The organism is Arenibacter sp. F26102 (genome assembly GCF_023015865.1).
Taxonomy (GTDB): Bacteria; Bacteroidota; Bacteroidia; order Flavobacteriales; family Flavobacteriaceae; genus Arenibacter.
On sequence record NZ_JALKBC010000001.1, the window covers coordinates 422,570 to 433,767 of the forward strand.

An 11,198-nucleotide genomic window follows, 5' to 3' on the forward strand; every position below is an offset into this window, starting at 1 on the left:
ATTAGGCACTCTACCTTAATTCCGCTTTAATTATTTGGTAATGTAATTTTTACAAGGGTTCCTTTTTTTATTTCAGAGGTTACATTTATATCACCTCCATGAAGGTTTATTATTTTGTAGGACAATGGTAGACCAAAGCCAAAGCCTTTCACACCCCTTACGTTGGAGCCTCGGAAAAACAATTCATATATGTTTTTCATTTCGTCCTGGGGTATGCCCACTCCAAGATCGTGAACTTTTATTTCTACTGTGGAGTTGTTTGCCTTAATCCATAAATGAACTATATCATTTCCCGAAAATTTTATAGCGTTGTCCAATACATTAATAATGGCCACCCTAATAAGACTTAAACTTCCGTTTACAAGTAGTAGATCCTCTTTGTCCGGCAGTTGGGAGAAATCAATGTGTATTCGATTTTCTGGGTGCGTTTTATCAAAATCATTCTTAATTCCTATCAAGAGTTCATCAATTCGGATGGGCTCTATTACAATACCCTTTTTACTATGTTCCGTGTAGACAAGTTCCAGTAGTCCATTTACCAGGTTATTTAGTTTTAAGGCTTCAGTTTCTATAATCTCAAGACTGGATATATATTCTTCAGCGGTTCTAACTTTTTGAAGTGTTACTTCGGTTTGACCTATAATTGCAGTCAACGGATTTTTAAGTTCGTGGGAGGCGTTATGTACAAAATTGCTCTGCATTTCGAAGGAAGTTTCCAACCTATCCAGCATAGCGTTAAAAGTATGGGTCAATTCTGCCAACTCATCTTTGTTTTTTCCAGGCTCCAAGCGGTGGTGTAAGTTTTTTGCCCTTATAGAGTTTACTTTCTTGTTTATGGTCACAATTGGTTCCAATACCTGTTGGGCATAATATTGGCCTATGGCATATAAGAATATCAAACTCAATATATAGGTAGTAATAAGTATATTCTTGAGATTTTTCATTTTGGCCATTCCATATAAATCTATGGCCGAGAGAACAACTATAAAATCGCCTTCATTGTCATCGTATAAGATGCCGGTGTAATAAGTGTCATCTATTTTTATTTCCGCATAACTATTTTTAAATACCTTTTTATAGAAGCCGGAATACAATAAGTTATTCGAGGGATTGATAACTTTTTTATCATTTATATTTACGCTGAGTATTACTTCCTTTTCATTAGGAAGTTGCTGTAAATGCTTTAGTCTAATATCCTCATAAATGGGGGCATTCAATTCATCTTCCTCCAAATATGCCTGTGCTGCTATGGTTGCTCTTTGTCGCAATCGCAAATAAAATTCGCTATCTGTATATCGCTGGGCAAAATAGTAGATAGAAAAGAATACTGCGACAAGCAATAATGCGGTAAGTCCTACAAAGGCGAGTGATATTTTTCTTCTAATCTTCATCTTATTCGGAAGCCTCCTTCATTATATATCCCATTCCAATGACCGTATGTACCAGCTTATGGTTGGCATCACGATCTATTTTGTTCCTTAGATAATTCACATAAACATCAACTACATTGGTGCCCATATTAAAACTTATGTCCCATACGCTTTCCAAAATGTCGATTCTTGAAAGTACCTTGTTCTGGTTTTTGAGGAAATACTCTAGAAGTCTAAATTCTGTTGAAGTAAGTTTAATCTCTTTGCCGTCTTTTTTAACGATTTTTGACTCCCTGTCCATTATAAGGTCCGCAATTTTAAGTTTTGGCAATGCATTTGCGGCATTTTGGTTTATTCTTCTGGACAAGGCCCTTATCCTAGCCACTAGTTCCTTGAATTTAAAAGGTTTTTTTAGATAATCATCTGCCCCTGAACCAAGACCATCTACAATGTTTTCAGTTGTGCCCAAGGCACTAAGCATTAAAACTGGTATCCCGTCGTAACCTAAATCCCGGATTTTTTTACATATGTCCAAACCATGGGCATCAGGTAGAATTAAATCTAAGATGATCAAATCTATTTGTTTCTGACCCAACAATTCTAACCCTATGCTCCCATTGTAGGCAACCATAACATCGAATCCCAATTCATCCAGCCCCTTTTTGATAAACGCAGCTACATTTTGTTCATCCTCTATCAGCAGAATATTTTTGGGCATAGGTTAACTATATTATATTTTGAAGGTGGGAAAATAGTGTATAATTGGGTATTCAATATCCTAAGGTTTTCTTAAAACTGCCAGTGTTATGGTATTATTTAAGATAAAAACCTAATAAATATGTATTACTGATGGTCTTAGATCTAAAATATTTTAGTGAACAATCAAAAAGATATTTTATAAATAGTGCCTTTAAGATCTTCACTTACATAGAGCTCGCCATTGGGGCCCTGTGCCAAACCACATGGTCTATTCTGTATGGGGCCACTGGGATTTGCCAAGTTGATTCCGGAAAAGTTATCCGCAAAAATCTCCCAATTTCCATTGGGTTTACCATCCTTAAAGGGCACAAAGGCCACAAAATAGCCTTTTTTTAGCTCTGGGGACTGACCATGGAAAGCAATAAAAGCACCATTTTTATATTTTTCAGGGAACATATTTCCAGTATAGAAAAGAATATCATTTGGAGCTAAATGGGCAGGGAATGCCAATAGGGGATCTATAGCGTTTTCGCCTGCTGTTTTTTCCCCATCGCCCCCATATTCAGGAGCTAGCATTTTCTTTTTCTTAAACTGATCGTAATAGATGTAAGGCCATCCGGCATCATCACCATCATGTAATTCATACAATGTTTCGGCCGGAAGCTCTGCACTGTGCTTGGCGGTATAGTAATCCGGATAAAAATCATGGAAAGCACCTCGTCCATGAACAGCAGTAAATAAGGTGTTGGTTTTAAAGTTCCAAGCAGTGGCTACAGCATTTTTAACCCCAGTGGCATATCGCTTACCATCGGATAAGGATTGATTTAGTTTATCGGCTTTGAATTGCCAAATTCCTCCAGCAGAATCCAGGATAGCGCAGGGCATAATGCCGTTTCCGGTACCTTCTTCACGACAGGAATCGTTCCATGAGCCAATGGTAACATACAAGTTGGAATTATCGTCCATTACAAACGATTTTGCATTGTCACGGCCCTTATCCGCTAGTCCGTCTACGATATTCTCTGGATTATCAATATCAATAATTTCGTCCTGTCCATTTAATTTATAACGATAGATACCAGAATTTGAGGAGGTGTATAAGTAATCGCCTTTAATCAAGATGCCGGTCCCAGGGAGATGGCCAAATTGCTGTTCTTCATCAATTTTTCCGTCTTGGTCGTTATCCTTCAATAAAACAATGGCCTTGTCATCCTTTAGTTTAGACCTATTTGCGTAAATATCTCCGTTTTTGGAAACGGTCATATGTCTTAGATTTCCCAAATCTTGTGCTACAACTTCGATAGAAAATCCTTCGGGGATTTCTATAACGGTTTCATTGATAGGTTCCGTTTTTTGTGGAGATTTCTCCTTGCATTGAGTGGTTAAGCCCAATAAAACAATCATTGACAAATAAGGTGCTAAAGTGCGGGAAATGAAGTTTTTCATAAATATGTTTTGGTATAGTTTGATAAAGCTCTAAAGATAGCATATCAATATTATTTTTAAGAGAAAAATAAAAACAGTCTCATATCTGTCATAGTATTTTTATTTTTAAGTCCAAAGACACATGACTATATTATCCTTATTTTGGTAGTTGGTTTATTGGTTCATGGGAGAGTTCAATTGTGTAGGTCAAAATAAATGGAATATAGCAAGATTAGAATAATTGCAGATCAGGCGGTTAAAATCGCCGCTGAAAATTTTAATGTTCAAGGTACGGCCAATCCATTGCCCGGGGAAATCGATTTTAATTTTAAGATCGATGCATCGGATGGACAGCAGTATATTTTGAAAGTCTCCCGGCCCAACGAGAACGAGGATTATTTGGACTTTCAACAGAAATTGCTGCTCTACGCCAGCGAACACGCCAAAGATCTAACATCTCCCCAGGTCGTTCCGGATAGGCAGGGGAATCTGATTTCTGAGATCAAGGACGATTATGGGCAGATCAGGAAGGTACGCCTTCTGTCCTGGATATCAGGAAGGGTCTGGAGTGGGGTAAATCCCCAATTGGATGATCTTCGTTATAGTTTGGGGGAACAATGTGGGAGACTCACCAAGGCCCTGCAAGGTTTTGACCATCCCGAGGCCCATCGGGAATTTGTTTGGGACATAAGTCAGGGAAGTTGGACCACAGAATATCTTGACCTTTTTAAGAATGGGGACAAAGAAGTCATCTCCTATTTTCAGAATCAATTTAAAGAGTCGCAGCCCGGTTATTCCAAGTTACGCAAGGCAGTGGTACACAATGACGCCAACGACAACAATGTTATTGTTTCCGGGGACCTGATCGATCCCCATGTGGTCTCCGCAATAGATTTCGGGGATTCGGTCCATACGCAGATCATCAACGATCTGGCCGTTGCCTGTGCATATGCCATCATGGGGCACAATGATCCGTTGGAGGCCGCATTGCCCATTGTATGGGGCTATCACCATGCCTTTCCTTTGGAAGAAACGGAACTGGAACATTTGTACATGGCCATCGCCATGCGCTTGGTGATTTCCGTAACCAAATCGGCCATCAATAAAAAGGAGGAACCGGACAATAGCTATCTGTTGATCAGCGAAGAACCGGCCTGGGAACTGCTCCGGAAATTGAGGGACATCAATGCGGATTTTGCCCATTTTAGTTTTAGGGGGGCATGTGGATATACCGCCCATCCCAAGGAAGAAGAATTCTCGGGCTGGGCCAAAAAGCGATCCCTTTCCCTGGGAAAACTCTTTCCCACTATCGGTTCCAACACAGTATACCCCTTGGATCTTAGTGTGTCCAGTAAATGGTTGGGGCATGAGAAGGACTTTAATGATCTGGACTATTTTCAGTATAGAATTAATAAACTGCAGGGAGAACACCCTTCCAAAATATTGGCAGGAGGTTATCTTGAGCCCCGCCCTCTCTACACCACTACGTCCTATGATAAGATAGGGAACAAAGGGAGGGAGAGTAGGAGCATTCACTTGGGAGTCGATTTTTGGTTGCCGGCAGCAACACCGATACACGCCCTTTTTAACGGGGAAGTGGTCACCGCTGTAAATGATGCGGGGAACAAGGAATACGGCGGACTGGTAATTTTAAGGCACCGGGAGGAAGGCTTGGAGTTTTATACCCTTTACGGACATTTGTCGGTGGACAGTGCCATCCACCATAATCTTGGCGCCCAATTAAGGGCAGGTGATGAAATTGGTGTCCTGGGCAGTTGTGAGGAGAACGGCAATTGGGCCCCGCATCTGCATTTTCAGATCATGCTTTCCATGCTCGAATTTAAGATTGATTTCCCCGGAGTGGGGTATTACAGTCAGACCCACTTATGGAAAAGCCTTTGTCCGGACCCCAACCTTTTGTTTCAGGCCAAGGGACTGGAGGGAAGGCAAGCTACCTCCAATGCAGACATCATCGACTATAGAAAACAACATTTGGGAAAAAGTCTTAGCCTGCAGTACAAGGTGCCCATTAAAATGGTTCGGGGTGCAGGGCAGTACCTAATGGACCAATACGGCAGAAAGTACCTGGATACCGTAAACAATGTGGCCCATGTGGGGCACGAACATCCAGATGTAGTAAGGGCGGGACAGGAACAAATGGCCTTGATCAATACCAATAGTCGGTATTTGCATGAAAATATAAATGAGCTGGCCAAGGAGCTGTTGGAGACCCTGCCACCGGAATTAAGTGTACTCCATTTTGTTAATTCCGGCAGTGAGGCCAACGAGTTGGCGATCCGTATGGTAAAGGCGGCTACAGGGCAGCGCGACATAATCGCCTCCGAGGTGGGCTACCATGGCAATACCAATATGTGCATCGATATCAGTTCGTATAAGTTTGATGGCAAAGGTGGCCAGGGCGCTCCGAAACACACCCATATTTTTCCGCTTCCCGATGCCTTTAGGGGCAAGTACCGGGGGAAAGATACGGGAGAACAATATGCCTTGGAGGTCAAAAAGCAGATAGACACTATACTGGACAAGGGAAGGGGAGTAGGGGCCTTTATCATAGAACCCATTATTAGCTGTGGGGGACAGATAGAATTGCCGGAGGGATTCTTGGCCAAGGCCTATCAATACGTTAGGGAAGCTGGCGGACTCTGTATTTCAGATGAGGTGCAAGTGGGCTGTGGCCGCATGGGCACTACATTTTGGGGCTTCCAATTGCACGGGGTGGTCCCCGATATCGTGACCGTAGGGAAACCCCTTGGCAACGGACATCCCCTGGCTGCTGTGGCCTGTACCCAAGAAGTAGCGGAAAGATTTGCCAATGGAATGGAGTATTTCAACACCTTTGGGGGCAATCCGGTTTCCTGTGCCATAGGTACCGAGGTCATGAGGGTGGTAAAACGGGAGAAGCTACAAGAACATGCATTGGCGGTTGGAAATTATCTAAAAAAGGAACTAATAGATCTGGCGAAGAAGTTTCCCATTATTGGTGATGTTAGGGGCCAGGGACTTTTCTTGGGAATCGAGTTGGTGGATGAAAATATGGAGCCTTTGGCGGCCCAGACCGATTATTTGGCCAACCGTATGAAGGACCACGGTATCCTTATGAGCACGGACGGCCCGGACCATAACGTATTAAAAATCAAACCTCCTATGGTCTTTACCCAAGAAAATGCCGGCGAACTAATTTTTTACCTTGGAAAAATTTTGGGCGAAGATTTTATGAAACTGTAACTAATTGTCTGTAATTATCCTTATATACATGATTATTGTCCGGTCGAGCGCAGTCGAGACCTCATTTTAAAATATAACTGTCTAAAATCCCTCGACTGCGCCTGTCTGCCGACAAGGCAGGCTCGAGGAGACAGAGTAATAGGATAATTACGAATATTCAAAATTGTAATCCTTAATACCTGTAAAAACTAATCCATAATAAACTTGGCACCCAATTCAAAAATACTGGCACTTAAACCGGTTGTTCTTTCGTATTGGTTAAACCTAAAACTAATGCTCTTTAAGCCGAATTTCCATACTTTGGATTGGGTGAAAATATCCTTGTAGGTAATGCCTAAACCGTACTGGTTGCTGTTAAAGGCCGATAGGTCATAATCCGAAGTATAGTATTCATAGGATGATAAAGCCGTTTCCTTGGGGTAAAAATAATCAGAGGCTGTTTGGGTATAATAGCGGTACATGGGAAACACGGTAAACTTCTCCGATATTTTAATGGGAATTTCCAAACTTCCGGTATAAGCGGTAACCCCCCAATCGTCATAATAATATCTAAAGTAGGCGCGTAGGCCCATTTGATCGTTGAGGTAATAGGAAAGCCTTCCTCCAACTGGTAATTTAAATCTGGAAGTGGGCAATAATTCAACATTATCCGCCAACTGAAATTCCTCTATATAAAAATCGTTTCTATCCTTTAAATAGACCCTCTGGTGTGGAGTAGAAAGTAATCCATCCTGAAGAACAAAATCCAGTGACAGCGACGCTTGGAAGCGTTTGGTGATAATCTGGGAAAAATTAAGGGAAAGGGAATAGGAGTTTCTATTTAAGTCGTTAAACTCATTAAATAATGGAGAGTAGGTACCTGTGCCGGTAATTCGGTTATCGAAAAAACCTTCACGCAGTTCAATGGGGTATTGTGGTTTATAGGTGTCCAAATATACTTGTCCACTTATCCCCAATTCCGTATTTTTTTCGTTCATAAGATGGGTAAAGCCACCTCCGAAACCCAATGAAAAGTAATCGTATTCTGCGGACACCGCAATGTTTCCGCTAAGGATGTTGTTTCGGTCCTTGGAACTATGGGTAAAAGTTGGGTGAAAATAGGTTAGGGCATCACTTTTGGAGGCCCCCGAAGATGCCACCCACGGACTTGCTGTTTGGTTTCCATCAAATGGATTTACATTGCTGGATGAGGCAGAGGTATAAGCAGATATTCCGGTGTCCAAGGTTAAAACATTATCTTCCCCTAAGGGGATACTTACGATAATGGTCGGGGTCATATCCGTCAATTTTTCTGTTCCCTCCCCACCGGTTACGGCAGCATTGTCCCCATCTTGGCTATAATAGCTATACAGTAGCTCCACTTCAGGAGTTTCCAAGACTTTCTTAACGTATTCCAGGTTGTTTCCTTGCGAAAATCCTGTCCATGAAATCAACCCAAAAAACAATATAAATCCTAATCTCTTCATTTTCAATTTAATTACAGCCACATCCACCACCTGTTTTGCCCCCATTGGCGCCGGCAGCAGCCTCCCGATATATCTGAAAATTAGTTTCAAAGCGCTCCAAACTTTTGGAAGACAAGCTCATTTCTTCGTCATTGAGGTACACTTTATCATATTCCCTTACGGCAACGCAAGAGGATAGTGATAACAAGCCAATAATAAGTATGATCAATTGTCGCATAAGGCTATTGGGTTTTGTTGAGTTCAATATTTTTTGAAGTGTTGATGTTGTTCTCGTCGTCGATAATAATGCATTCCACCCCTTTTATTTGATTAATGATATTAAGTCCCGTTTCCACTCCAGTAATAAAAACAGAGGTCGCCAGGGCATCACATAATTCGGCACTAGGAGCAAATATAGTAACACTTAGGATACCAGTGGAAGGGTATCCTGTTCTTGGGTCAATAATATGGCTATATTTTACGTCATTAAAGGTTACGTATTTTTCATAATTACCGGAAGTTGCGACAGCTGCATTATTAACCGGGAACCAAGAGAATATGTTGTCTTTATTAAGCGGGTTGGTAATGCCCACCATCCAGTCCGTGCCATCTGGCTGTTTCCCCCAAGTGGTTAGATCCCCTGAGGCATTTATAATTCCGGACTTTACGCCTTTCGTTTTTAACAAGGTCCTCACTCTATCTGCCGCGTATCCTTTTCCAATGGCCCCGAAACCTATTTTCATACCTTCAAATTTTAGAAACACGGTTTGTGCTTTCTTGTCGAATTCAATGTTTTGGTACCCTATTTTGGCAACAGAATTTTCTATGGCTTCCTTGGACGGCATCTCGGACATGCTTCCATCGTATTTCCAAACCTTATCAATGGAGGCATAACTAATATCGAAAGCACCATCGGTAATTTTGGAGATGGTGATACACCGTTCTATAAGGTCTATTAATTCTTGATCCACCTTAACAGGCGATAAGCCGGCATTATTGTTTATTTCAGAGGTTTGTGAGGAAGCATTCCATGATGAAATCAACTTTTCGATTCGGGTAATTTCTGCAATGGCGATATCTATGTATTGGTTAGCGGTAGCTTCATCCTGGGCAACCACGGTTATATTGAACCTACTGCCCATTAATTTTGTGGTCCGTCTATGTGCCGATTCTTGCGAAAAAATGACACAATGAACCAAAAAGGCAATCACGATTAAAATTGGGTTTTTCAACCTTCGAACGATTTTAAAAGTGCAATATATTCTTTCACGGATATATTTTTGAATCCAGTTTGGCCTAGAATATTGCCATTTGGATCTAAAAGTAGGACCAAAGGGAAATATCCTTTTTTGTTATACTTTTCTGCGAGTTGGGCGTTTCTGTTTTTTTGGTCATCTGGCAGTTGATTGGCTTTTTTTCTTGGGAAATCGGCCTTTAGCATGGTCCAGTGGTCCTGGGCGTATTGCTGAAATTCAGAGGTCTGCCAAATGTTTTTATCCAGTTTAATACACGGGGCGCACCAATCGGAACCTGAAAATACCAACAGTACATTTTGGTGATTTTGTTTTGCCAGGGCCGCAGCAGCTGTCCAATCGCTTTCCCATTTTTGGGCAGTACTGAGACCAAAGAATAAAAGAGCTATAATTAATGTCCACTTCTTCATTCCAAAATGATTTTAGTGATAAAGGTAGAGTTTTTTGGGCATGTCAAGATATAGTATCTGTACTTGGATATTGTCGGGTATAAGATATTTCCTTACAAACTTTTGTACTGTTTCTGGCCGTAAGTACTGCCACAGCTTTTTTTGGAATTAATTATTTAAACTATGTAGCCAACCGATCCATTGATCTGTCCAAGTGGCCAAATGCGGGTCCTGCAATCCCAAAGCAAATCCGTGACCTCCGGTTGGATAGATATGCATTTCCGCCGCAACCTTATGCTTTATGAGTGCAGTATAAAATAAGAGACTGTTTTCTACAGGAACAGCAGTATCATCCGTGGCGTGCACCAAAAAAGTAGGTGGGGTATCGGCGGTAACCTGCAATTCGTTCGAAAAATGATCTACCATTTTTTGGGAAGGATTTTCGCCAAGTAGGTTTTTTCTGGAGCCACCATGGGTATTTGGCGCCCCCATAGTAATCACGGGATAGGCCAAGGTCATGAAGTCTGGGCGAGCACTCATTTGGTCAATAGCATCCTGTTTGGCATTCACTTCTTCATTATAGTGGGTGCCCAAAGTAGAAGCCAAATGACCACCTGCCGAGAAGCCTATTATTCCAATGTTGTTAGGGTCAATATTCCATTCAGCAGCTTTGGAACGAACCGTCCTAATGGCGCGTTGTGCATCCTGTAGGGGTACTTTGTGTATTTCTGTTTGTGATTTTAAACTGGGTAAACGATATTTTACTACAATGCCTGCAATGCCTTTGGAGTTTAGCAATTTGGCAAAGTCCATTCCCTCCCAATCATAGGCCAATATGCCATAGCCACCTCCAGGAAAAATTAATACAGCCTGTCCTGTCGCTATTTTTTTTGCAGGCAGATATACTTCTATCTGTGGCAGCTGTACCTTAACTATCCGCACGATGTCCGCACTTACGACTTCCTCTTTTTCGTCTGTTTTAATGGAGTTGGGAATGTTGTTGGGCCAAAGCGGGAGTATAGTGTTTTGAGCGAAAGAGGTCATGGAGAATAAGATGGTAAAAAGGAAAATAAATGATTTCATTATATCTTTAAAATAGGTTGATCAGGCTAAAGATAAAAAATATCGTTGAACAAGAGGGTTTTTTGTTTTCATGGCATACACTGTTCCAAAAAATGGGTACTTATAATAGGTCTTTTGCTGCTTCAGGGTCTAAAATTTTGATGCTTCAGGATTATTGAAAATTGTATATTAATGCATTGTGTTTATGATAAATATTTTAAAGAACTGGTAATGAGGGAAATATATTTATATGGTGTTCTGACTCCAGTAAGATAATGGTGTTTTTAAAAAAGGAGACTCGGTCGAAGTGAC

At 41.3% G+C, this 11,198-nt stretch carries 9 protein-coding genes; 1 reads left to right on the forward strand and 8 read right to left on the reverse strand.

Annotation, left to right across the window (positions count from 1 at the left end):
- Positions 1-26 precede the first annotated feature (26 nt).
- The 3 genes from MWU78_RS01705 to MWU78_RS01715 form a co-directional block, all read right to left on the reverse strand.
- On the reverse strand, positions 27-1,391 hold the full coding sequence (locus tag MWU78_RS01705; RefSeq protein WP_246994376.1) for a sensor histidine kinase: 1,365 nt from the start codon (positions 1,389-1,391) through the stop codon (positions 27-29).
- 1 nt (position 1,392) lies between these two features.
- Positions 1,393-2,088: a response regulator transcription factor gene (locus MWU78_RS01710; protein ID WP_246994378.1), complete on the reverse strand. Its 696-nt coding sequence runs from the start codon at positions 2,086-2,088 to the stop codon at positions 1,393-1,395.
- 164 nt (positions 2,089-2,252) lie between these two features.
- A complete protein-coding gene (locus MWU78_RS01715; protein WP_246994380.1) occupies positions 2,253-3,515 on the reverse strand; it encodes a PQQ-dependent sugar dehydrogenase in 1,263 nt (420 codons plus the stop codon).
- 195 nt (positions 3,516-3,710) lie between these two features.
- Here MWU78_RS01715 and MWU78_RS01720 point away from each other — a divergent pair, with 195 nt between their 5' ends.
- Positions 3,711-6,737, forward strand: coding sequence for an aminotransferase class III-fold pyridoxal phosphate-dependent enzyme (locus tag MWU78_RS01720; RefSeq protein ID WP_246994382.1), 3,027 nt, complete (start codon positions 3,711-3,713; stop codon positions 6,735-6,737).
- A 188-nt stretch (positions 6,738-6,925) separates the two neighbouring features.
- Here the strand turns inward: MWU78_RS01720 and MWU78_RS01725 are convergent, their stop codons facing one another.
- The 5 genes from MWU78_RS01725 to MWU78_RS01745 form a co-directional block, all read right to left on the reverse strand.
- The gene (locus tag MWU78_RS01725) at positions 6,926-8,203 is read right to left on the reverse strand and encodes a DUF3570 domain-containing protein (RefSeq protein WP_246994384.1); all 1,278 of its coding nucleotides are present in this window, start codon (positions 8,201-8,203) and stop codon (positions 6,926-6,928) included.
- A 7-nt stretch (positions 8,204-8,210) separates the two neighbouring features.
- The gene (locus tag MWU78_RS01730; RefSeq protein WP_246994386.1) at positions 8,211-8,420 is read right to left on the reverse strand and encodes a DUF4266 domain-containing protein; all 210 of its coding nucleotides are present in this window, start codon (positions 8,418-8,420) and stop codon (positions 8,211-8,213) included.
- Positions 8,421-8,424: 4 nt separating this feature from the next.
- Complete coding sequence (locus MWU78_RS01735; RefSeq protein WP_246994388.1) at positions 8,425-9,414, reverse strand: FAD:protein FMN transferase; 990 nt, start codon at positions 9,412-9,414, stop codon at positions 8,425-8,427.
- Positions 9,411-9,845 carry a thioredoxin family protein gene (locus tag MWU78_RS01740; protein WP_246994390.1) on the reverse strand — a complete coding sequence of 145 codons (435 nt, stop codon included), beginning with the start codon at positions 9,843-9,845 and terminating at the stop codon, positions 9,411-9,413. The genes MWU78_RS01735 and MWU78_RS01740 overlap by 4 nt, the downstream gene beginning before the upstream one ends.
- A gap of 147 nt (positions 9,846-9,992) precedes the next feature.
- A complete protein-coding gene (locus tag MWU78_RS01745) occupies positions 9,993-10,907 on the reverse strand; it encodes an alpha/beta hydrolase (RefSeq protein ID WP_246994392.1) in 915 nt (304 codons plus the stop codon).
- Positions 10,908-11,198: the final 291 nt, after the last annotated feature.

Excerpts from the sequence above, each read along its gene's own strand:
- MWU78_RS01725 (WP_246994384.1), bottom strand. The coding sequence starts at position 8,203 with ATGAAGAGATTAGGATTTATATTGTTTTTTGGGTTGATTTCATGGACA.
- MWU78_RS01720 (WP_246994382.1), top strand. The coding sequence starts at position 3,711 with ATGGAATATAGCAAGATTAGAATAATTGCAGATCAGGCGGTTAAAATC.
- MWU78_RS01715 (WP_246994380.1), bottom strand. The coding sequence starts at position 3,515 with ATGAAAAACTTCATTTCCCGCACTTTAGCACCTTATTTGTCAATGATT.
- MWU78_RS01710 (WP_246994378.1), bottom strand. The coding sequence starts at position 2,088 with ATGCCCAAAAATATTCTGCTGATAGAGGATGAACAAAATGTAGCTGCG.
- MWU78_RS01705 (WP_246994376.1), bottom strand. The coding sequence starts at position 1,391 with ATGAAGATTAGAAGAAAAATATCACTCGCCTTTGTAGGACTTACCGCA.
- MWU78_RS01745 (WP_246994392.1), bottom strand. The coding sequence starts at position 10,907 with ATGAAATCATTTATTTTCCTTTTTACCATCTTATTCTCCATGACCTCT.
- MWU78_RS01730 (WP_246994386.1), bottom strand. The coding sequence starts at position 8,420 with ATGCGACAATTGATCATACTTATTATTGGCTTGTTATCACTATCCTCT.
- MWU78_RS01740 (WP_246994390.1), bottom strand. The coding sequence starts at position 9,845 with ATGAAGAAGTGGACATTAATTATAGCTCTTTTATTCTTTGGTCTCAGT.